Below are 24465 nucleotides of genomic sequence, written 5' to 3' on the forward strand. Positions count from 1 at the left end.
ATGAAAAACGAACTATCAACGAGCAACGAGCAATTATCAACTATTGATGCCGTAGTTTTAGCGAATGGGGAATATCCTGCCGGTCCCCTGCCTTTGAAGATATTGGCGGAAGCGCCATACGTGGTTTGCTGCGACGGCGGAGCGAACGAATACATCCGCCGGGGTCATACTCCCGACATAATCATCGGCGACGGCGACTCCCTCAGTGATGAAAACCGCCGGAAGTTCGGACATATCCTGCACCGTATCAGCGACCAGGAAACCAACGACCAGACCAAAGCCGTCAACTTCCTGCTGGCGCAAGGCAAACGCCGCATCGCCATCATCGGTGCCACGGGCAAACGTGAAGACCATACACTGGGAAATATCAGCCTGCTCATCGACTATCTCCGTGCCGGAGCCGATGTACGTACCTATACCGATTACGGCATCTTCATCCCCTGCCGGGGTACCCGCACCTTCCCAAGCCATCCCGGACAGCAAGTATCCATCATCAATTTCACTGCACACGGTCTGCATGGCAAAGGACTGGTCTATCCTCTCAGCGACTTCACCAACTGGTGGCAAGGCACACTTAACGAATGCACCGGTACGGAATTCACCATCGAGGCGGAAGGGGAATACCTGGTATTCGTCACTACTTCTTCGCTTCCGCCACTTCAACAAAGTACACGCTGATACAAATCATGGCAATGGCAGCGGCTTGCGTCCAACTGAAACGGTCTTGCCCCAAGGTGAGGGAAACAACGGTAGTCACCACCAATATCAGATAGCTGTACATGGATACAACCGTCGTCTTGAGATACTTCAAGCCCACCGGAACCAGAAAGTAACTGAGGTAAGTAGGGAAAACCAGCACAAACGCCAACACCGCCCACGGCACCCAGTGCCACTTCCCATGCAAGGCATCCGTAAGCAAGGGTGCATCCCAGCCTATAATGGACGACACAATCAATCCCGTTACTGCCGCACCGCCAAAGATGTACTTCATCATCGTCACTACCCCGACCTCTTCCAGCAGTTTCTTGCTCACAATCAAGTAAACGGTAAAGACCAGCGAGCTCACCATGCAGAGCATGTTGCCCGTAAACGCATCGTGCGCCAAGTCATCACTGCCTTGCGTAAGGATGCACAGCAACGCACCGCCAAAACCCAGCGCTATGCCGATTATCTTCATCAGCGTAGCCTTTTCGTGCAGGAAAAAGACAGATATCAGAAAGACCCAAATGGGCTGCATGGAGTTGAAGATGGCACTGGAAACCGGAGTCGTCTTACTGATGCCCAGCAGATAGCAGAACATGAACCCGTAGAGTCCGAAAGCCCCCAGGCAGAACAGCCCTATCCGTTGCCGCCTTGTGGCCGGTGCCTCCTTTACAAACCAGCCTGTTATCCAAAATGCCACGGCAGCAAAGACACAACGCACCGTGACACCCGTCAATGCACCCAGCCACAAAGGGAGCAGAAATTTCAATCCATTCATATTCAACCCCGCCATGACGCGCGATGCAACCATACTGAGATTGGCTTCCAGTTTCTTATCTTTCATCAGCTTCGTATTTTTCCCCTCAAACAATTCATTACTTTGAAATGTTTTAGGAGAAAAAGGAGATAACACTATGGCAAAAGTTAAAGAAGAACAATCGTCTCAGCAAACAAAGCAAGTCCTCGCATTCTCCACCCGGCTACGCCATGACCTTAAGAAAGCCTGCCGGCAACTGGATGAGGGAGAAGGACAAGAGGACGTCACAATCAGTAAGGAGGTGAAGGCATGGCTAAACAAATAATATGGTCGCCCCTCGCCAAAGAGGCGCTGAAGGGCCTGCTGATTTCCTCGCAAGAAAGAGATGGCAACAAACGGTGTGGCGGGGTTCTGTACTCCTTATTCCAAAATGCATTGTACCGCATCACGCTGAATCCGTTTATCGGACAGCCCACCGAAGCAGAGAACATACGGTACATCATCCCGCATCCCGACTATACGCTTCTTTACCGGCACAGTCTCCGGAAGATAGAAGTGCTTGTACTATGGAACAACCATCATAAGTTGGGCAGCATGATAGACCTCATCCGGGAAGAACCCGATACAGAATAAAGCAGCCAATCTTGTCAAGAGCAGATTTATGGAAGATTAACGGAACAGACGCATTATCGTCCGTTCATATAGCCGGAACAAACCATGTATCCGTCCCGAACATATCATCTGTTTATCCTCGACACACCATCTGTCGGCGCTGAACATATCATCCGAAACATCCGAGCTTTTCGTCAAAACCACTGGGATTTTCCAAGCAAATGCCCGCTATTCCGCTTGCTGAAGTGGAGGATTAAATCTGTAAAGCACTGGTTCAGGAGAGTAAACCCTAAGGTTTAGCAAATGAAGTGACGGAAGAACACAACAAAAAAGGAGAAGCGACGCCTCTCCTTTTTATGCTAATTTAAAATTGAATCTGAACTAAGATTGCAGTTACAAAGATACAACATCCGAAAGGCAATGTCAAGCAATCCGGTGTTTTTCTTTACTGACGTCCCATTCTTTATACATGCATCAGATATTGCTTGAAGTCCGCGAAATCCTTCGACATCGGCAGGCTCTTCTTCTCACCGCGCATAAAGGCCTGCAGCTTGGCTGGTATTTCTACGGCTTCACCGATAATCTTCTCGACTGTATCCTTGAACTTCGCCGGATGAGCCGTTTCAAGGAACACGCCCGTTTCACCGAGTTTCAGTCCTTCGACCAAAGCGCGGAAGCCGCAGGCTCCGTGCGGGTCGAGCAGGTAATGGTCCTTCTTCCACACTTCCCGCATAGTTTCGGCAATCTGCTCATCGGTATAAGTGGCACCGCTGATTTCGGCAGAGATGGCGGCATGGCTGCCTCCGTAAAGGTCGAGTATGCGAGCAAAGTTGCTCGGGTCGCCCACATCCATCGCGTTAGCAATGGTAGCGATACTGGGACGCGGTGTATAAATGCCCGTCTGCAAATATTGGAAGAAGATATCATTGCGGTTGTTGGAAGCGATAAAGCGTTCCACGGGTAGTCCCATACGCTTGCCGAAAAGGCCGGCAGTGATATTGCCGAAGTTACCACTGGGTACACAAATGACGGCATTGTCTCCCTTACCGGCACGCTTCAGTTGAGCATAGGCATAAAAGTAATAGAATGCCTGCGGCAAGAAACGCGCCACGTTGATGGAATTGGCGCTGGTCAGTTGCAGGTGCTCGTTTAGTTCCCCGTCCATAAAAGCGGATTTAACCAGAGCCTGGCAATCGTCGAACGTACCGTCAACCTCAATGGCCGTGATATTCTGCCCTAAGGTAGTGAACTGTTTCTCCTGGATTTCACTGACTTTTCCCTTCGGGTAGAGCACATAGACGTGTATGCCTTCCACACCGAGGAAACCATTGGCAACGGCACTCCCCGTATCACCGGAAGTAGCCACAAGCACATTGACTTGCTTCTTGCCCTCTTTCTTGATAAAGTACCCCAGCAAACGCGCCATGAAGCGACCGCCTACATCCTTAAAGGCAAGTGTCGGACCATGGAACAGCTCAAGCGAATAAATATTCTCCGTCACCCGGACCAGAGGGACATCGAAACTGAGTGTGTCATAAACAATCTGTTTCAGCGTATCGGCAGGAACATCCTCACCAAAGAAAGCATCTGCCACGCGATAGGCTATCTCCTGAAAGCTGAGTGTATCGATGCTATCGTAAAACTCTTGTGGCAGAGTTTTGATTGTAAAGGGCATGAAAAGCCCCTTGTCTGCGGCAAGCCCCTTTACCACGGCCTCTTCAAGAGTGACTTCGGAAGCTTGTTTGTTGGTGCTATAATATTTCATATTAAATTAAAAATTAAAGAATTCATTGATAAACTCGTCTTCTTTCATCAGTCCGTAACTGCCTTCACAGGCTGCCACTTCATCAAATGTCCGTACTTCGTCAGCCTCGATACCCGGATGCCAGATGAGGAATGGAACAGGTTCGGCCGTATGCGTACGGAGCTCGCAGGGAGTGGGATGGTCAGGCAATACGGAGATGGCAACGGGTTCCTCCCAATCCTTCACAGCCTCGTAGATAGGACCTACAGCACGGCTGTCCAGATTCTCAATCGTCATAATCTTCAAGGGGACGTTTCCTTCATGACCGGCCTCATCACTGGCTTCGATATGCAGGTAGACAAAATCATCCGTCCGCAATGCATCGAGGGCGGCAGCCACCTTATTCTCATAGTTGGTATCATAAAGCCCCGTCGCACCTTCTACGGTGATACGCCGCAGCCCCGCATAGTAGCCGATACCGTTAATCAAATCCACGGCAGAAATCACGGCGCCGCGCCTCACCTGCGGAAACTTGTCTGAAAGGCGCTCCATCTGCGGACGATAACCGGGACTCCACGGCCAGATGCTATTGGCAGGGTCCTTACCCTCGGACTTCCGCTTCATGTTGACCGGATGGTTTTCCAGCAACACTTGCGAACGGATAATCAAATCGTTAATCAAATCGGCAGTCTGCTTCGGAGTAAGCTCTGCACCGCCTTCGGGGACCGAAATATTCTCCGTCCCCTCCATCGGCTTCACCATCAACGGACGGAAAGGCCTCAAAGGGACATCGTGGGGCGGCGTACAGTCAATGCGCTTGTCCCCTCCTTTTATTACCAGCAGATGGCGGTATTGCACGCCCGTATGGAAACGCACGCGGTCGTCGCCCAGATGCTCTTGAAGGTATTTCACCAACACATCCGCTTCCTCTGTAGTGATGTGCCCGGCAGAATGATTCTTGATATTGTCTCCCTCGATGCAGATAATATTGCAGCGCATCGCCATCTCACCTGGCTGCAAGTCCACACCGATGCTCGCCGCCTCCAACGGACCGCGACCTTCGTACACCTTCGGCAGGTTATAGCCCAGAACGGACATATTCGCCACCTCACTGCCGGGATGAAATCCCTCGGCCACCGTCACCAGCCTTCCCACACGTCCCATGCGTGCCAGCTTGTCCATATAGGGAGTTGCAGCCGCCTGCAGCAAGGTTTTGCCTCCCAGAGCCTTCACGGGCCAGTCGGCCATACCATCACCCAATATAATGATGTGTTTCATCTTTTTATATTACGATTTGGATTAAACGTTTGCAATGCTCATAATATCCGCAAATACCCCCGCAGCCGTTACACCCGCACCGGCTCCGTATCCTTGTATCATCATCGGATATTCCTTATAACGTGCCGTGGTCAGCAGGATGATGTTATTGCTGCCTTCCAGACCGTAAAACGGATGGTTAGCGCCGACTTCCTGCAAGCCGACAGATGCTTTGCCGTTTTCCAGCTTGGCTACGAAACGCCAATGCTTGTTCTCGGCTTCCAACACCTTGCGACGGGCCTCGAAATCGGCATCGAGGCTCGGCACTTTCTTCCAGAAGTCATCCAGGGAGCCTTCAAAGAAGTCATCGGGCACAAAGAGGTTCTTCTCAACATCGCTCTGTTCCAAACAGTAACCGGCCTCGCGTGCCAGAATCACCAGTTTGCGGATAACATCCTTTCCGCTGAGGTCGATACGCGGATCGGGTTCGGAGTAACGTTCCTCCTGTGCCATCTTAATGGTCTTGCTGAAAGGAATGTCGGCACTGATTTTATTGAAAATATAGTTCAACGTACCGCTCAGCACGGCTTCAATCTTCAATATCTTATCACCGCTATGAATAAGGTCGTTAATGGTATTGATGATGGGGAGTCCGGCACCTACATTTGTTTCAAACAAGTACTTCACACCGCGTTGGCGGGCAATCTGTTTCAGTTCACGATAGTTCTCGTATTCAGAAGAAGCGGCAATCTTGTTGGCAGCCACTACCGAAACATTGTGCAGCAGCAAGTCCTTGTAAAGGGAAGCCACGCCTGCACTTGCCGTACAGTCCACAAAGACAGAGTTAAAGATGTTCATACCGATAATCTCATTACGCAGCGTTTCCAGAGAGCTGTCCTTTCCCTTCTCCTGCAGTTCTTCACGGAAACGTCCCAAATCGAAACCTTCGCGGCTGAACATGGCTTTGTTTGCATCGGCAATGCCCACTACATTCAATTGCAGGCCGTTCTCCTGCATCAGCTTCTGGCGCTGGCTGTGGATTTGCTCTATCAGGCTACCGCCTACGGTTCCTATGCCACAGATAAAGAGATTCAGTACCTGATATTCCGACAAGAAGAAAGAATCATGGATGACATTCAGCGATTTGCGCAATGATTTGCTGTCCACTACAAACGAGATGTTGGTTTCCGAAGCACCCTGAGCACAAGCAATCACATTGATACCGTTACGCCCCAACGTACCGAACAGCTTTCCGGCAATACCCGGCGTATGCTTCATGTTCTCGCCTACGATGGCCACGGTAGCCAGGTTCTTTTCTGCCTGAATAGGAGAAATTTCTCCCATCTCTATTTCTTTGGCAAACTCCTCGTTCAGCACCTCGCAAGCCAGGTCAGCATCCGCATTGCGCACACCGATAGACGTTGAATTCTCCGAAGAAGCCTGGGACACAAGGAACACACTGATGCCATTCTTTGCCAGCGCCTTGAAGATACGGTAGTTCACACCGATAACACCTACCATACCAAGGCCTTGCACTGTAATCAAACTCGTATCATTGATGGATGAAATACCCTTGATGGCCTTGCTTTGCGGGTCGGAAACCTCTCGCTTGATGACAGTTCCCGCCCCCTCCGGGTTGAAGGTATTCTTTACCAAAATGGGAATGTTCTTGTGGCAAACCGGATAGATTGTAGGCGGATAGACCACTTTCGCACCGAAGTTACAAAGCTCCGTAGCTTCCACATAGCTCAATTCATTGATAGTGTATGCCCTGGAAATCACACGCGGGTCAGCTGTCATGAACCCGTCTACATCCGTCCAAATTTCCAGACTGTCGGCATCCAGTGCGGCAGCAATGATTGCCGCTGTATAGTCGGAACCACCTCTACCCAGGTTCGTTACCTCTCCCGTCATTTTGTCTGTGGAGATAAACCCCGGAACCAATACGCGTTTGGGCAGGCTGCTGAATGTTTCGCGCACCAACGAATTTGTCAGCTCCGTATCCAGCACATGCTTGGAATGTTTCTTCTCCGTCTTGATAAACTTACGTGAATCAAACCATTCAGCTCTCGTCAGTTGTGCCACGATGATAGATGAAAGCCGTTCGCCATAGCTCACAATCGTATCGGACGTCTTCTGCGAAAGGTCCTTTATCAGATAAATACCCTGAAAAATATCTTTCAGCTCATTAAGCAGTTCGCCAATCTGACGTTGCAAGGCAACCTGCTCCTCGCCTGCCGGAATCACTTCCTTAATCATTTCCACATGACGGTAAACAATCTCCCGGAACTCATTCTCGTAAGAAGCATCACCGGCTGCCGCCATTCTGGAGGTGTTAATCAACTTGTCCGTGATGCCACCCAATGCGGACACTACCACGATAACCGGTTCATCGACTGCTTCTACAATTCTCTTGACGCTCAAAATACTGTTCACGGAACCTACGGACGTTCCGCCGAATTTCATTACTTTCATTTCTCTTTATATTGTTGAGATGGTTGATACAATGTGTCGGAAACAAGCTGATACGGCTTGCATTGACTTTTATTAAATGGAAAAACTGCTTGAAAATGGTGTAACACGTAGAAACACAAAATACTATCCCTAACCCCTAAGGGTCATGGTCCACATGGATGTGACTGTATGCTGATAGTACTTGTTCATTGTCTCTTGTTTCTATCGTTTATGATAAGTGTTGCAAAAGTAACAATAAAAACATTCAATCTATCACTTTTTACGACTTTTTTGCGATAAAAATACAGAAAGCCTTTAAAAAGGCAAGAAATATGCGCAACTTACGGCTTACACTTTCACACTTTCCATACCTTTTTTCTGTATATCCGTTTATTCTTTTCTAACATTTTGCTATCATTCTCAATATATATCATTATATTTGCATGGAAAACATGAAAGAAAAGTGCGCATGAACCCAGAAAACACTTCCGTTTTGCTAATATACACCGGTGGAACTATCGGAATGATAGAGAATGCAGAAACCGGCGCCCTGGAAAACTTCAACTTCGAGCAGTTGCAGAAACATGTTCCCGAGCTTCAGAGATTTGCGTTCCGTATCGACACTTATCAATTCGACCCGCCCATGGATTCCTCGGACATGGACCCCGATGCCTGGCGCAAACTGGTACGCATCATCAGCAACAACTACAACCAATATACAGGCTTCGTCATCCTGCATGGCACAGACACCATGGCCTACACAGCTTCCGCACTCAGCTTCATGCTTGAAGGGCTGAACAAGCCCGTCATCCTAACCGGCTCGCAACTGCCCATTGGCGTGCTCCGCACAGACGGCAAGGAAAACCTGCTGACCAGCATCGAAATAGCCACCGACCGCCACTCCAACGGACAGCCCATCGTACCCGAAGTCTGCATCTTCTTCGAAAATCACCTGATGCGCGGCAACCGTACCACCAAAATGAACGCGGAGAACTTCAATGCTTTCCGCTCCTTCAATTATCCGGTACTCGCTTCTGCCGGTATACATATTAAATATAATAATGTGCAGATTCATACACACGGCACTCCCCGCGAACTGGAGCCTCATTATCTGCTCGATACCAACATCGCCATACTGAAGCTTTTTCCAGGTATTCAGGAAAATGTCGTGGCAGCCATACTTGCCACTAAAGGACTGAAGGCCGTAGTCCTCGAAACCTACGGTTCCGGCAACGCTCCCCGAAAGGAATGGTTTCTACGCCGCCTGCATGATGCCTGCGAACAAGGCATCATCATTGTCAACGTCACCCAATGCAGTGCCGGCACCGTTGAAATGGAGCGCTATGAAACCGGTTACCACCTGATGCAGGCAGGAGTTGTCTGCGGATATGACAGCACAACGGAATCTGCCGTAACCAAGCTGATGTTCCTTCTGGGGCACGATTATCCACCTGCCGAAATACGCGAACTGATGGGACGACCGCTGGCAGGGGAAATTACCGTGTGAAGCACAACTATCACTGCACCGGGGTCAATTCTCCCGTCACAGAATCTATTATGAAACCGCTGACATTGACATCATCCGGTATCAGCGGATGGTTGACAATGGCTTCCACCGTACCTTTTACCGATTTCTCCGTATCTTCGAACCCATATAGCCAGGACTCGAAATCCACTCCGCAGAAACGAATCATATCAATCGTCTCCTGCTTGATACCCCGGGTCTTCATATGCTCTATCATCTGGGCACTGCTCATATGGCACGCACCACAATCGGAGTGGGCAATAACCATAACTTCCGTCACTCCCAACTCATAGATGGCCACCATCAGACTACGGATGACGCTACCGAACGGATGTGAAATGATTCCACCCGCATTTTTTATCATCTTCACATCACCGTTCTTGATACCTAAGGCCGCCGGCAGTAAAGCGGTCAAACGGGTATCCATACAAGAGAGGATGGCAATCTTCTTATCCGGGTATTTATTCGTGATGTATTTCTCATATCCCTTCTCGGCAACAAAACGCTTGTTGTATGCAAGAATATCTTCTATCATGGCTTTTATAACATGTTATTGTTTTCTACTCACAAAAATAAAAAAACTCTATGGGAGTCTGCAAGCCCTGCATTGAAAAATTGTACCTTTGGGCAATCATTTTAGAAGGAATGCGCAACTATGGCTAAAGAAAAGACGGTTTATGTATGCAGCAACTGCGGACAAGACTCTCCCAAATGGGTAGGCAAGTGTCCGTCGTGCGGAATGTGGAACACGTATGTGGAAGAGGTGGTACGGAAAGAAGTGGTGAACAAGCGTCCCGTATCGGGCATAGAAACCGCCAAAGCCAAACCCGTAACCCTCCATGAGATTGTAGCCGATGACGAACCGCGCATCGACCTCCATGATGCCGAGCTGAACCGGGTACTGGGTGGTGGTCTTGTACAAGGTTCTCTTGTTTTGATTGGCGGCGAACCGGGTATTGGGAAATCCACCCTGGTGCTACAGACCGTACTCCGCATACCGGAAAAACGTATTCTCTATGTATCCGGCGAAGAAAGCACCCGCCAATTGAAACTGCGTGCCGACCGCTTGACAAGCACCTCCAGTGACTGCCTCATCGTGTGCGAAACTTCCCTGGAACAGATTTACGTCCACATCAAAAATATTCGCCCGGATATAGTCATCATCGACTCCATACAGACAATTTCTACCGAAACCCTTGAATCGTCGCCTGGGAGCATCGCCCAGGTACGGGAATGTTCCGCCTCCATCCTGCGCTTTGCCAAGGAAATGCATACGGCGGTCATCCTCATCGGGCATATCAATAAGGAAGGAAGCATAGCCGGCCCCAAGGTACTGGAACATATCGTGGATACCGTACTCCAGTTCGAGGGCGACCAACACTACATGTACCGTATCCTGCGCAGCATCAAGAACCGTTTCGGAAGTACTGCCGAACTGGGGATTTACGAAATGCGGCAAGATGGATTGCGCCAGGTGAGCAACCCATCCGAACTGCTGCTGAACCAGGACCATGAAGGTATGAGCGGCATAGCCATCGCCTCCGCGATAGAAGGCATCAGACCGTTCCTCATCGAAACGCAGGCATTGGTCAGCAGTGCCGTATATGGTAACCCGCAACGCTCTGCCACAGGGTTCGACATCCGCCGCATGAATATGCTGCTGGCCGTATTGGAAAAACGTGTAGGCTTCAAGCTGGCACAGAAAGACGTCTTTCTCAACATTGCCGGCGGATTGAAAGTGAACGACCCGGCAATAGACCTTGCCGTCATCAGTTCTATCCTCTCCAGCAACATGGACACGGCCATAGAGCCGGAGGTGTGCATGGCGGGAGAAATAGGTCTGTCAGGTGAAATCCGCCCAGTGAACCGCATAGAGCAACGTATCGGAGAAGCAGAGAAACTTGGATTCAAGCGATTCATACTTCCCAAGTATAATATGCAAGGACTGAACACGAAGAAGATTAAAATGGAATTGATACCGGTACGGAAGGTGGAAGAAGCATTCCGTGCCCTATTCGGATAATCATTATGATACAAGAATACCAACTGCGCGTATTGCCCGAAGTAGCGGCAAACGAGCAACGCCTGAAAGAGTACTTAATACATGAGAAAGGACTGAATGCGCGGGAGATAACAGCAACGCGCATCTTGAAGCGCAGTATCGATGCCCGCCAACGGACCATCTATATCAACCTCAACGTACGGGCATATCTGAACGAAATGCCGAAAGAGGACGAATATCAACATACCTTATATAATAATGTAGAAGGAAAACCCCAAGTAGTAGTGGTAGGCGCCGGTCCCGGAGGACTCTTCGCCGCTCTGCGCCTGATAGAACTCGGTCTACGCCCCGTCATTGTGGAACGTGGAAAGGACGTACGGGAACGCAAGAAAGACTTGGCGCAAATCAGCCGCCAGCAACTCGTCAACCCGGAGTCCAATTACAGCTTCGGAGAGGGAGGTGCCGGAGCTTACTCGGATGGCAAGCTGTACACACGCAGCAAGAAGCGCGGCAATGTAGACAAGATTCTGAACGTCTTCTGCCAACATGGAGCCTCCACTTCCATTCTGGTAGATGCACATCCGCACATAGGTACGGACAAACTGCCGCGTGTCATCGAAAACATGCGGAACACTATCATCCAGTGCGGTGGCGAAGTCCACTTTGAAACACGCATGGACGCCCTGCTCATAGAGAAGGATGAAGTCAAAGGCATTGAAACAAATACCGGCAAGACTTTCCTTGGCCCGGTGATACTTGCCACCGGTCACTCTGCCCGGGATGTATACCGCTGGCTTGCCGCCAACAATGTAGAGATTGAAGCTAAAGGCATTGCGGTAGGCGTACGACTGGAACATCCCGCCACCTTAATAGACCAAATACAATATCACAACCGGAACGGACGGGGAAAATATCTGCCTGCCGCCGAATATAGCTTTGTAAACCAGGTAGACGGACGAGGAGTATATAGCTTCTGCATGTGTCCCGGTGGTTTTGTTGTGCCCGCCGCCAGCGGTCCCGAGCAGATTGTAGTCAACGGGATGAGTCCCAGCAACCGCGGTTCCCGTTGGAGCAATTCGGGAATGGTGGTAGAGCTACGCCCGGAAGACATAGAGCAATTTACTATTGACAATCTACAATTTACAATTTCTATGCAGCACGACAGCGCGGCTAATTGTCAATTGCCAACCGTCAATTCCCCATTAAGCATGATGTACTTTCAAGAATATCTGGAGCGCCTCTGCTGGCAACAAGGCAATATGAAGCAGACAGCACCGGCACAGAGAATGGCAGACTTCACTAAGAAAAAACTAAGTTACGACCTGCCGGAAACTTCGTATGCACCGGGATTGGTCTCCTCGCCTCTCCACTTCTGGATGCCTTCTTTCATTGCAGAACGCCTGAGCAAAGGTTTTCAGTTATTCGGGAAATACAGCCGGGAGTTCTTGACGAATGAGGCGGTCATGATTGGAGTGGAAACCCGTACATCGGCTCCGGTACGCATAACAAGAGATAAGGAGACACTACAACATGTACGCGTAAAAGGACTATTCCCCTGCGGAGAAGGCGCCGGATACGCTGGCGGCATTGTTTCTGCCGGAATTGACGGCGAACGATGTGCGGAAGCGGCAAAGGCATTCTTTAATTAAGCTATAATATTTACATTCAAATTTTTATTTTATCGTTTAATTTGTAAACAATTATCACATATACATTGTTTTATTGTATTTATAGAAATATTTATATGAGATTCATCAGAAACATTGTATGCTTTCTATTTTTCTTACCTTTCATTGCCACAGCGCAAACCTATAAATACATCGGAGTGGAAAACGGATTAAGTAACCGCAGAATCTTCGACATTCAAAAGGATTCAATAGGTTACATGTGGTTCCTCACCAACGAAGGCATAGACCGGTACAATGGAAAAGACATCAAACATTACAAATTAATTGAAGAAGATAAAAAGTCAAACTCCCCCATCCATCTTGGCTGGCTATATTTTGAAGACCAAGGGAAATTATGGGTAATAGGCAAATCCGGATGCATTTTTCAATATAACCAAGAACGCGATTCGTTCAACAGGATATATAAACTGCCCAAAGCATCGGTCAATATCAGCTGCAGCTATATGGATCACAATAATAGAATTTGGCTATGTAGCAAATACAGTATCATTCTCTATGACACAAAGACCGGAGAAACCCATCAAATGCCCAATGAATTAAAAAGGAGCATTACAAGTATCGAACAAATAGACAATAACCACTTCTTCATGGGCACCAGCAAGGGAGCGCGATACGTCAAACTCGAAAACAAAACATTGCAGATTGTCCCTCTTGAACCTCTTGACAAAATCCGGGCCCAAATCAGTGCACTCTATTTCCACCAAGAGTCACAAAGACTTTTCATCGGTACTTTTGAAAAAGGAGTCTTTGCCTACGACATACGGCAACAACGAATTATACACTCCAATACAGATTTGAGCGATGTAAACATCGCCCGAATCAGACCTCTGAACCGGACAGAACTATTGATAGCGACAGAAGGTATGGGCATACACAAAATCAATGTGAACTCGTGCATCTCGGAACCGTACATCACCTCCAACTACAAAAGTTACAATGAGATGAACAGCAATAACATCAATGACATTTATATTGATGAAGAAAAGCGGATATGGATAGCCAACTACCCGGAAGGGATTACCATTATAGACAACCGGTACAAAAACTACAACTGGATAAAGCATTCCATCGGAAACAGACAATCGCTGGTCAACGACCAGGTGCACTCTGTCATTGAAGACAGTGACGGAGACCTATGGTTCGGAACAAGCAACGGAATCAGCCTTTATCAATCAAAAACCGGGCAGTGGCATTCATTCCTGAGCTCTTTCGACCATCAACTGAAAGACAAGAACCACATCTTCATTACGCTATGCGAGGTATCACCCGGCATTATTTGGGCAGGAGGATATACTTCGGGAGTATACAAAATAAATAAAAGGACACTCTCGGTAGAATATTTCTCCCCTTACCTGCTCAATCCGGACAACATTCGTCCTGACAAGTATATCCGCGACATTGTAAAAGACTCCAAAGGATATATCTGGTCCGGAGGGTTCTACAATCTGAAGTGCTTCGATTTGTCCCTGAATTCTGTCCGTCTGTATCCCGGAATAAATTCCATCACCGCCATTACAGAAAAGGACGACGGACACATGTGGATTGGGACAAGTACCGGACTATATCTGTTGGACAGAGAGTCAGGCAGATTCCAATATATCGCCTTGCAGGAAGAGGCGACCTATATCAACACACTTTACCAAGCGGAAGACCTCTCTCTATATATAGGAACAAACGGCTCCGGAGTGGTTGTATACAACGCAAAGGACAGTACGTTCAAGCATTATCATAAGGACAATTGTGCCTTGATTTCAAACAACATCTACACCATACTCCCCGAGTCGGACGGGCATATCCTGATGAGCACTGAAAACGGGATCAGCTGTTTCCACCCTGCGGAGAAGATATTCCACAACTGGACCAAAGAGCAAGGGCTGATGTCCTCCTGCTTCAGCGCCTCTTCCGGAACGCTACGCAAGAACAAGGGTTTTGTCTTTGGCAGCACAGACGGAGCCATCGAATTCCCCGAAGGAACCCGTCTTCCCAAGTACATCTACTCCCCCATGATACTCAGCGATTTTCAGATATTCTATCAGACAGTCTTTCCCGGCAGTATGAATTCCCCCTTGAAGGAAAACATCAACCAGACAGACCGGTTAAAGCTGAAATATAACCAGAACACTTTCTCTCTCAACATTTCATCCATTAATTATGACGCACCGGACAATGTCACTTTCTACTGGAAATTGGAAGGATTTTACGATGACTGGAACCGACTGAGTGAAGAAGGGCATCTCCGCTTCACCAATCTTGCCTCGGGCGATTACAAGCTTTGCATACGGGCGGTATCCAAGGAAGAGCCGTATCTCTATTTTGAAGAGCGAAGTATCGACATCAGCATTGCGCGTCCCGTCTGGTTCAGTTTTTGGGCTATAGCTTGCTATGTTTTATTGGCGGCATTGATGTTCATTACCGGTTTTCGTATCATAGCACTGAGAAAACAAAAAAAGATATCCGATGAGAAAACCCGCTTCTTTGTCAATACCGCACATGATATCCGCACGCCATTGACACTGATAAAGGCACCTCTGGAAGAAATGCTTGAAAACAAGACATTGAACGAAGCCGAGACCAACAATATGCACATGGCACTGAGAAATGTCAATTCACTCCTGCACATGACCACCAATCTGATAAACTTCGAACGGGCAGAAGTATATTCCTCCCATCTGTACATAGCAGAATATGAACTGAATACTTATATAAAGGAGATATACAATATTTTCCGTACATACGCTGCCATAAAGCACATTTCTTTCAGATATGAAAGTAACTTCAGTTACATGAATGTGTGGTTCGATAAAGAGAAAATGGACTCCATCCTGAAGAACGTCATATCCAATGCCTTGAAATATACTCCTGAAAAAGGTGACATACTCATTTCCGTATATGACATTGGAAATACGTGGAGACTGGAGATCAAAGACAATGGCATAGGGATTCCAGCCAAAGAACAAAGGAAATTATTCAAGATGCACTTCCGTGGTACAAACGCCATTAACTCCAAGACCACGGGGAGTGGCATCGGTTTAATGCTGGTACGGAAACTGGTAAACCTGCACAATGGCAAAATACACATTGAAAGTACCGAACATCAAGGCACTACTATCAGAATCACCCTGCCCAAAGATAAAGAACAGTTCAAGCACTTCACATTGGCAATCAAAGAGAAGAAGTCTGCCTATGAACTGGACGTTCCCATTACTCCTTCGGAACGTACCGACTCTTTCCTGACCGAAGACAAGGACAAACTGCAACGTATCTTGATTGTAGAGGACAATGACGAGCTACGAAACTATCTGCTCCAGTCATTCTCCCCCAATTACAACGTGCAAGTATGCGGTAACGGCAAAGAAGCGCTTGCTATTGTAAAACAATTCTGGCCAGAACTGATTCTTTCCGACATCATGATGCCGGAAATGCGAGGAGACGAATTATGTACAGCCATCAAGAGCGACATCGAAACTTCCCATATCCCGATACTACTGCTGACGGCACTGGGAGATGAAAAAAACATTCTTGAAGGTCTCCAGATCGGTGCTGACGAATATATTGTAAAACCCTTCAGCATAAACATACTGAAAGCCAGTATAGCCAATCTGCTTGCCAACCGTGCATTGCTACGTAAGAAGTATGCAGATTTGGAAATCAATGCAGCAGAAGAGGAACCTCCTACAGCTACTTGTTCCAATAGCCTTGATTGGATATTCATGTCCAATGTAAAGAAGAACATCGAAGATAACATAGATAATCCCGATTTCACAGTAGACACCTTATGTTCTCTCCTGAACATGAGTCGCACCAGTTTCTACAACAAGCTGAAAGCGCTAACCGCCCAGGCCCCGGCAGATTTCGTACGGAATATTCGTTTGAAACACGCTGCCAATTTACTAAAAGAGGGAAAATATTCTATTACCGAAGTCGCAGAAAGAACCGGTTTCTGCGATGGGAAATACTTCCGGGAAGTCTTTAAGAAGTATTTCAATGTCAGCCCCAGCCAATATGCGAAAGGAGACACTCCCCGCTCCCCCAAAGGAGAGGGAGAATAGTTCTGCATAGGAGAATTTTTCATTTTGCAGCCCCACACAGCCAAACCCTAAAAAATTATCCGTATTTTTGCAGAAACAAAAAACGAGAATGACTCCTGAAATAGCAATCGTCGACTCCAACACCCTCTCCTGCCTGGGACTGCAGAACTTGCTGGAGGAAATCATCCCGACAGCCGTCATCCGCTCTTTCCGTTCCTTTGGTGAGCTGATGGATGATACGCCTGACATGTATGTGCATTACTTCATCTCCTCGCAGATTTACTTCGAGCATACCGCTTTCTTTCTGGAGCGCAAACCCAAAACCATTGTGCTGGTCAACGGTGAAACCGTTCCCCAATTGTCGAGCGTGCCGACGTTGAACATCTATCAGGACGAACAGAACCTGGCAAAGAACATTCTGCAGCTGCGTCAATACGGAGACCAATACCACCTGCACCAAGGCAGACCGGAGTCTGCCGGACACGCAAACATGGCACCAGACACCACCAGCCACGACCTTTCCGCCCGAGAAATAGAAGTGCTGGTGCTGATTACCAAAGGCCTCATCAACAAGGAGATTGCCGACAAACTGAACATCAGCCTGACCACCGTCATCTCACACCGCAAGAATATCACCGAGAAGCTGGGCATCAAGTCCGTATCCGGGCTGACTATCTATGCAGTCATGCACGGATATGTGGAAGCCGACAGAATATAATCCTGCAACCGGAACACATCAGAAGCGGAGTTTTTCAGAAAGGCTCCGCCCTAATCTGTGTACTTGTATGCCAAAGTTTAATCGTTCCATCGTGGAGTAAAAATCGTTCCACCATGGTGGAACGATTTTTACTCCACGATGGAACGATATTTTCCACATGATAGAACGATTTAAGATTAGCACTCCAAGAACGAAATCCTAATAAATGAGGATTGTCCCTTCCGCAAGAATCCCCTTACTTTGCAGGTACAAAAAAACAGTTTATGAACAGATATAGAATTTTAGCCGGCATCTTCTGCCTTTTGGCAACCGGCAATGTACTTGCCGAAGAGGCAGACACTTTGAAAGTGGTAGACGTAGAGGAAATAACCGTCATTGCTACCCCAAAAGAAAACCGGAAACTGCGCGAGCAGCCCACTGCCGTCACCCTGCTTTCGCAACAGGACATGCAGAACGCACAAGTAAACTCCATCAAGAATCTGACATCCGTAGTGCCCAATATATTTATCCCCGACTACGGATCTCGACTGACTTCGGCTGTCTATATCCGCGGCATAGGTTCACGCATCAACACTCCCTCCGTAGGACTTTATGTAGACAATATACCTTATATAGACAAGTCAGCCTTCGACTTCAGCTATGCCGACGTAGAGCGCATCGACGTGCTACGCGGTCCGCAAGGCACGCTCTACGGGCGCAATGCTATGGGCGGATTGATTAAGGTACACACCAAATCTCCCTTCTCCTACCAGGGAACGGACTTCCGCATGGGGGCAGGTACGCACAATGCCTATAATACCTCGCTGACCCACTATCATCGGCTTTCGGAACGGTTCGCCTTTTCCACCGGAGGGTTTTACGATTATCAAGGAGGATTCTTCCGCAACACGGTGAGGGACGAGAAAGCGGACAAGGGGCAATCGGCAGGCGGACGCATCCGCGCCATTTACCTCCCTTCGGACAACTGGAAGGTGGACCTGAACATCAACTACGAATACAGCGACCAGAGAGGATACCCGTATTTCTATCAAGGTAGCCTGGCCCCCGAAGCACAGAGCGAGGCGATGAAACCCTACATTGGAAAGGTCTCCAACAATGCCCGAAGCAACTATTACCGCAACCTGCTGAACACCGGTCTGAACCTGGAATACCAGGCACAGCACTTCACGTTGAGCATGGTCACCGGCTACCAGTTTCTAAAGGACTGCATGGACATAGACCAAGACTTCACCGCCAACGACATCTATACCTTGCAACAGAAACAATGCTCCCACGCACTGAGCGAGGAAATCATCTTGAAGAGTAAAAGCGGCAACCGCTGGCAATGGACCACCGGTGCCTTCGGCTTCTACCAATGGCTGAATACGGAAGCTCCCGTAACCTTCAAAGAAGCCGGAATGGGGATGCTGAACCAGATGTTGGGTAGTGTCATTCCATCACAAATACAAGTAGAGATGGGTCCGTCCATGAGCATGAATATCCTGCCCTCACTGGGCATCATCAGCCGGGCTATGCCCATCGAAGGCAGTTTCGACACTCCGCTGCTGAATGGGGCGCTCTTTCATCAATCCACCTTCAGAGATTTATTCGGGCTGAAAGGAGTGTCCTTCACCGCCGGGCTACGTTTGGATTATGAACGTATGAACATGGATTACAACTCCGGCACCAGCCTGGAGTACAAGGTGGGCATCAAGGGAGAAATGAAGCGAGGCGATGTCGTCATCCGCGAAATAGAGATGATGCCGGAGACAGCGCTGACCATAGAGTCTCGCTACCTGGGAAGTATCGACAAAGATTATCTTCAGCTGTTGCCCAAGTTTGCTTTGCAGTATGACTTTGCGCGAAACAGAGGAAACATTTACGCTACGGTCAGCAAAGGTTACCGTTCGGGAGGCTACAACGTGCAGATGTTCTCCGACTTGCTGCAATCCAGTTTGAAAAACGACATGATGCGGCAAAGCAAAGAGGCGATTATGTCCAACGTACTGGATGCCTACAAAGAGTTGGTGAGCAAATACTTCCCCGATGCAGGAGAGAATCCGGATGCAAAATCTGCCACTGTCTATAAACCCGAACAAACCTGGAACTACGAAATAGGAACTCACCTGAATCTGTTTGACGGACGTCTGCATGCCGACGCCTCCATCTTCTGGCTGGAAACCCGCGACCAACAGATTTCACGTTTCGCCCCAAGTGGACTGGGACGTGAAACGGCAAATGCCGGTAAAAGCCGCAGCCAAGGGGCAGAGATTGCCTTGACAGCTGCCGTTACTACGGATTTCACGCTGAATGCAAGTTATGGCTATACTCGTGCCATCTTTAAGGACTACATCACCAACGAAAAAGTAAATGGTGAGCTTCAGGAAATCAGCTACAATGGCAAGTATGTACCTTTTGTTCCCAAGCATACCATGAACGTGGGCGGTCAGTACATCTTCCGCATCCGTCCGGGGTACTGGCTGGACCGCATCCAGCTGAATGCTAACTACACCGGTGCCGGGCGCATCTACTGGACCGAGAAAAATACCGTGAGCCAAGCCTTCTACGGCACGCTGAACGGACGCATCAGCTTCCAGAAAGGACATGGACAAATTGACTTCTGGGTGCGCAATGCCCTCAACAAGGATTACGCCTCCTTCTACTTCAAGAGTATGGGAAACGGATTTATGCAGAAAGGACGTCCCGTGCAAGCAGGGATAGAACTACGATGCAGATTCTGATTTCCTTATTCATTGATAGCTCCGCAATGCGGGCAGACTCCCTTCTCCCTTAATTTCTGCCCGCATCTGCCGCAACGATAGCGTGAAGCCAGCAGCGAAATACGAAGCCTTTTGAGGAATACCCATACAAAAGCAGCCAAAAACAAGTATCCGACGTAGATAGATGTAGTAAGGATAAAGAAGAAATAACAGAAGATGCAGCAGGAGGCCAGCCCCAACAGATAGAATACGGCCGCCGCCGGACTTAACTGGCGGAACAAATCGTCGAGTACCGCCAGCAACACCACGATAAACAGCCAGAATCCCATCAGAAAAGCAGAAAGCACAAACGGTACCTTGAACGGCGACAAGGTAGGATTAAAATAGAAGTGTTGCCACGTCTCCGGCGCAAACACTTGTATAGATTCGTAAATAGTGGCACAGAACGCCATCAACAGACATAGCAACAACGGATAGAGACTGTCTATATCATTAAAGTACACCATCCTTAGCTGCTTGCGCCGAAAAGCCCGGAACAGCCAGACTGTCACAAACAAGGCAAAAATAATGATAAAATAAGAGGCATGGGTATCACTGAACAAGTAGATGGCCTGCGAAATGCTGTCTGTAGGAACAAAGGCATGCATCATTTCGGACTCCCGCAACCAGCCCTGCACTTCCTGCGAATGGGCAAGCTTCACCCATACACTATCCACACTGTCGGCAGGATGGATGGCGAACTCGGCAACCACCACGCGGTCTCCCCGATAAAGCATATTATAACAGTCCTTCACGGGCAGACAAGCCAAATTCACAGAATCTGCCAGCACTTCCAGATTGGTATTCCAAGTATAATGCCGTTCAAAAAGATAGGTCAGCGAATCACGCGTCTCCTTAGACAGATGTTCATCTTCAAGATTAGGACGGGAATAATGACAGGAAACTAAAGCAATGAAGCATAAAAAATAAAGAATGCAGAATAGGAGGGAACGCAGTGAACGCAAAGGATGTTTGTCCCTGCCCGCTTCCCGGTACCGGTCATTTGCCAGCCTTTCATTATGTGCCCGTTCCTCACTCCTCATTTTCAAGTCTTTATTAGTAATTCCTCATTCTTCGTCCTTCATTAAAGCGGCTCTTCATGAGCAATGACTTTCATCTGGCAATTCTTACAATCAAACGACAAGCGGAAACGCTTGCCGTCCGTCCCAACCAAATAATAAGGTTCCCTATAGGAAGAATGTCCTTTCTGATAGGTGGGACACCATCCCATACTGAAACGCAGGCAATGTTTGCAGAACATGAGCACAGCCTCTGGAACCGCTTGTGCCTCATAGGCAGGCGCTATAGACGAGAGTCCATGCTCACGGTAAAAACTCCGGGCAGCACTGTTCATCACATTGCCCAGATAGGTCAGCGAAGTAGCTGGGAAAGCATGGCTGGTCGGTTTCCAAACAGCCAGCTCACGACGATAAGTAACACGCCGAGCCTCAATCAGCTTATCTATCACCTGCCGGCGCCAGTCTGCCACCACAGAAGCAGGAATGAACCAATTCGCAGAAAGATTGAGCCTGATACCCGACGCCTCTTCTGATAAATGCCCGGCTACCTCGAAAGGTGTATTTCCCAACTTAGCCAGTTGGCTGCGCAGGTTATCCGCCTGCGGTGTACGTGCCAACTCCTTCGGATAAGGGAAAGAAAGTGTCACGCGGTTATCATCTTCGTCCGCAGCCGTCAGGCTAAATCCGAAAGAATTATCTGCCAACTCCCAACAAACACCGATTTTGCGTTCGGAGGATTTACGGGTAAGGATACGTTCAAATTCCTGGTCGAAGTTACGATAAAGCCGGGTACGTGGTTTAATACGGGGCACTTCCCCTGCCGGATAGAGCTTGTTGCCATCCACCCGGTTGATACGGAAACCTTGCAAACGTCCTTGCTCATCCAAGAAGCAGACACCGTCTCCGTTGTGGAAAGGCTTTATGCCTGCCACCGTGAGATAGCCCCCGCGCTGTTCCTTCAAAGTGCCCATCTCCTCTCCCAAAGATTTGGGCGTATCGAACGAAGTGATCTCCCCTCCCCTTCCTTGCAGGAAGTAATGAGTGAAACCACGACTGAAACTCTTGTCCAACTGTGGCTGAAAATCGAAACGGCAAGTGCCCGAAGAGGCACGGGCATATTCCTTGCGACGGGCAAAAATGGCATCGAGTCGCCTACGGTAAGCCGCCGTCACATTCTTCACGTACGTCACATCCTTCAAGCGGCCTTCTATCTTCAAGGAAGTGGCTCCGGCATCCAGCAGTTCTTCCAACACCTCACTTTGGTTGAGGTCTTTCAAAGAAAGCAAATGCTTATTACGCACAATGGTCTTGCCATCGGCATCTACCAGACTGAAGGGTAAACGGCAGAATTGCGCACATTCCCCCCGGTTGGCACTCCGTCCGAAACAAGCCTGGCTGACATAGCACTGCCCGCTATAACTGACGCAAAGAGCCCCGTGTACAAAGACTTCGAGCGGCACGTCGGGACACGCCTCATGGATACCGCGTATCTCCTGCAAAGAAAGTTCGCGTGCCAACACCACCTGACGGAAACCGGCATCGGCAAGGAAACGTACTTTCTCCGGCGTACGGTTATCCATCTGTGTACTGCCATGCAACGGGATGGGCGGCAAATTCAGCCGCGTAATCCCCATGTCCTGTACAATCAGCGCATCCACACCGATACGGTACAATTCCCAAATCATCCTCTCTGTCTCTTTCAGCTCTTCTTCTTTCAGAATGGTATTGACCGTCACATAGATACGGGCATTATACAGATGGGCATACTCCACCAAAGCGGCAATATCCTCCAAAGAGTTGACAGCAGCAGCACGCGCACCGAACTTGGGTGCACCGATGTAGACCGCATCCGCTCCATGATTCACAGCTTCTATGCCACACTCCAAATTCTTGGCAGGAGCCAGCAGCTCTATTTTACGTTGTTTTATCATTGTTCAATTACGAGTGACAAGTGACACGCTACTCACTCTATATCATTAATATTATACGGTGTCTCCTGATATACAAAATAATTCAGCCAATTGGAGAACAACAGATTGGCATGGGCACGCCAACGCACCAACACTCCTTTGTCCGGGTCATCGTCCACATAGTAGTTACGGGGTATCTCGATGGGCAGGCCCTTATTCAAGTCACGGCGATACTCTGTGTCCAGCGTCAACGGAGAGTATTCCGAATGGCCGGTCACGAAGAACTCACGCCCTCCACGGGCCACCGCCATATATACACCGGCATCCTCCGACTCGGAAAGCAGCGTCAATTCCGGAACCTTCTGTATATCTTCCCGGCGCACTTCCGTGTGGCGGCTATGCGGCACATAGAATATATCATCAAATCCACGGAAAATGGGATGCAACGGTTGCAAGGTACGATGTTCAAAGATACCGAACATCTTCTTATCCAGTGCATACTTCGGCACTCCATAATGATGATAGAGCCCTGCCTGCGCCGCCCAGCAGATGTAGAGCGTAGAGGTGACATGCGTACGCGCCCAGTCGAAGATTTCAATAATCTCATCCCAATAAGTCACCTCCTCAAAATCCATCTGCTCTACCGGAGCACCGGTGATAATCATGCCATCGTACTTTTCACCGCGCATCTTGTCGAAATCCGTATAGAATGTTTTCATGTGTTCTATCGGAGTGTTCTTGGAAGTATGGCTTTTTATCTTCATGAACGAGATTTCCACCTGAAGCGGAGTATTGGAAAGCAGACGCACCAAGTCCGTTTCCGTTGTAATCTTTAGCGGCATCAAGTTCAGAATCACGATACGCAGCGGACGGATATCCTGCTGGGTTGCCCGGGAATTATCAATGACAAAAATATTCTCCTCTTTCAGCAACTCGATAGCGGGTAGTTTATCGGGTAAATTTAAAGGCATGAGTTTATATCTATGGTTTAACTTATTACTGTCTACTATTTTAGCGTGTAAAGTTAGGCAAAAAATCAGAGTGTGATAAATAAATTATAAAAGTTTTATCGATTTATCCCTCTTCATTTAACACGTTTAATTACATTTGTACCCGAAACCTATTAAAAGTTATTAAAAAATAAGGTTAAAAAGCACTGCGGCATCAAGCGTGATACTGATAATTAGCATCCAAAAGCGTAAAAGACTTTTCCATACCGGTTATAGCTCTGCTAAATCTACATTTTTAAGACAAGGTTCATTGAGTATAACTGGGAAAGCGGAAAAACCGTTGCCCCGCAATAATAATATA

General features: G+C 48.4%; 17 protein-coding genes. 9 read left to right on the forward strand and 8 right to left on the reverse strand.

Annotation, left to right across the window (positions count from 1 at the left end; all coding sequences use genetic code 11):
• Entirely contained in the window at positions 1-678 is a 678-nt protein-coding gene (locus DWY57_RS16560; RefSeq protein ID WP_117599246.1) for a thiamine diphosphokinase, read from the forward strand.
• On the opposite strand, the gene DWY57_RS16565 is transcribed toward DWY57_RS16560, so the two are convergent.
• The gene (locus DWY57_RS16565) at positions 638-1546 is read right to left on the reverse strand and encodes a DMT family transporter (RefSeq protein ID WP_119962114.1); all 909 of its coding nucleotides are present in this window, start codon (positions 1544-1546) and stop codon (positions 638-640) included. The two genes, DWY57_RS16560 and DWY57_RS16565, sit on opposite strands and share 41 nt — an antisense overlap.
• A gap of 70 nt (positions 1547-1616) precedes the next feature.
• On the opposite strand from DWY57_RS16565, the gene DWY57_RS20965 reads away from it, so the two are divergent.
• Both DWY57_RS20965 and DWY57_RS16570 read left to right on the forward strand, forming a co-directional pair.
• Positions 1617-1784: a hypothetical protein gene (locus tag DWY57_RS20965; protein WP_016274202.1), complete on the forward strand. Its 168-nt coding sequence runs from the start codon at positions 1617-1619 to the stop codon at positions 1782-1784.
• Positions 1769-2092 (forward strand): type II toxin-antitoxin system RelE/ParE family toxin, encoded by a 324-nt coding sequence (locus DWY57_RS16570; protein WP_117966352.1) that lies wholly within the window; start codon positions 1769-1771, stop codon positions 2090-2092. Before DWY57_RS20965 ends, DWY57_RS16570 begins: the two co-directional genes overlap by 16 nt.
• Positions 2093-2534: 442 nt before the next feature.
• Here DWY57_RS16570 and thrC read toward each other — a convergent pair whose 3' ends face one another.
• From thrC to thrA, 3 genes are read right to left on the reverse strand one after another with little or no spacing between them, the layout of a single operon-like run.
• Positions 2535-3836 carry a threonine synthase gene (gene thrC, locus DWY57_RS16575; protein WP_117599244.1) on the reverse strand — a complete coding sequence of 434 codons (1302 nt, stop codon included), beginning with the start codon at positions 3834-3836 and terminating at the stop codon, positions 2535-2537.
• A gap of 6 nt (positions 3837-3842) precedes the next feature.
• Positions 3843-5093, reverse strand: coding sequence for a cofactor-independent phosphoglycerate mutase (locus DWY57_RS16580; protein WP_117599243.1), 1251 nt, complete (start codon positions 5091-5093; stop codon positions 3843-3845).
• A gap of 21 nt (positions 5094-5114) precedes the next feature.
• Complete coding sequence (gene thrA, locus DWY57_RS16585) at positions 5115-7547, reverse strand: bifunctional aspartate kinase/homoserine dehydrogenase I (protein WP_117599242.1); 2433 nt, start codon at positions 7545-7547, stop codon at positions 5115-5117.
• A 448-nt stretch (positions 7548-7995) separates the two neighbouring features.
• Here thrA and DWY57_RS16595 point away from each other — a divergent pair, with 448 nt between their 5' ends.
• The gene (locus DWY57_RS16595; protein WP_119962115.1) at positions 7996-9033 is read left to right on the forward strand and encodes an asparaginase; all 1038 of its coding nucleotides are present in this window, start codon (positions 7996-7998) and stop codon (positions 9031-9033) included.
• Between the two features lie 10 nt (positions 9034-9043).
• Here the strand turns inward: DWY57_RS16595 and DWY57_RS16600 are convergent, their stop codons facing one another.
• Positions 9044-9586, reverse strand: coding sequence for a carbonic anhydrase (locus DWY57_RS16600; protein WP_117599240.1), 543 nt, complete (start codon positions 9584-9586; stop codon positions 9044-9046).
• Positions 9587-9706: 120 nt separating this feature from the next.
• Here DWY57_RS16600 and radA point away from each other — a divergent pair, with 120 nt between their 5' ends.
• The 5 genes from radA (at position 9707) to DWY57_RS16625 (ending at position 20207) form a co-directional block, all read left to right on the forward strand.
• Positions 9707-11074 carry a DNA repair protein RadA gene (gene radA / locus DWY57_RS16605; protein WP_119962116.1) on the forward strand — a complete coding sequence of 456 codons (1368 nt, stop codon included), beginning with the start codon at positions 9707-9709 and terminating at the stop codon, positions 11072-11074.
• Positions 11075-11079: 5 nt separating this feature from the next.
• On the forward strand, positions 11080-12702 hold the full coding sequence (locus DWY57_RS16610) for an FAD-dependent protein (RefSeq protein ID WP_117599238.1): 1623 nt from the start codon (positions 11080-11082) through the stop codon (positions 12700-12702).
• A 95-nt stretch (positions 12703-12797) separates the two neighbouring features.
• Positions 12798-16790: a hybrid sensor histidine kinase/response regulator transcription factor gene (locus DWY57_RS16615; RefSeq protein WP_117599237.1), complete on the forward strand. Its 3993-nt coding sequence runs from the start codon at positions 12798-12800 to the stop codon at positions 16788-16790.
• 88 nt (positions 16791-16878) lie between these two features.
• On the forward strand, positions 16879-17487 hold the full coding sequence (locus DWY57_RS16620; RefSeq protein WP_117599236.1) for a LuxR C-terminal-related transcriptional regulator: 609 nt from the start codon (positions 16879-16881) through the stop codon (positions 17485-17487).
• Positions 17488-17750: 263 nt separating this feature from the next.
• A complete protein-coding gene (locus DWY57_RS16625) occupies positions 17751-20207 on the forward strand; it encodes a TonB-dependent receptor plug domain-containing protein (RefSeq protein ID WP_119962123.1) in 2457 nt (818 codons plus the stop codon).
• A gap of 5 nt (positions 20208-20212) precedes the next feature.
• On the opposite strand, the gene DWY57_RS16630 is transcribed toward DWY57_RS16625, so the two are convergent.
• Genes DWY57_RS16630 through metA form a run of 3 tightly spaced genes read right to left on the reverse strand, consistent with a single transcriptional unit; the run spans position 20213 to position 24125 of the window.
• Entirely contained in the window at positions 20213-21268 is a 1056-nt protein-coding gene (locus tag DWY57_RS16630) for a hypothetical protein (protein ID WP_117599234.1), read from the reverse strand.
• 41 nt (positions 21269-21309) lie between these two features.
• Positions 21310-23175, reverse strand: a complete 1866-nt coding sequence (locus tag DWY57_RS16635; protein WP_119962117.1) for a U32 family peptidase — start codon at positions 23173-23175, stop codon at positions 21310-21312.
• A gap of 32 nt (positions 23176-23207) precedes the next feature.
• Complete coding sequence (gene metA / locus DWY57_RS16640) at positions 23208-24125, reverse strand: homoserine O-succinyltransferase (protein WP_117599232.1); 918 nt, start codon at positions 24123-24125, stop codon at positions 23208-23210.
• Between the last annotated feature and the right edge of the window lie 340 nt (positions 24126-24465).

It is taken from the genome of Bacteroides sp. AF25-5LB (assembly GCF_003602965.1).
In the GTDB taxonomy this organism is placed as follows: Bacteria; Bacteroidota; Bacteroidia; order Bacteroidales; family Bacteroidaceae; genus Bacteroides; species Bacteroides uniformis.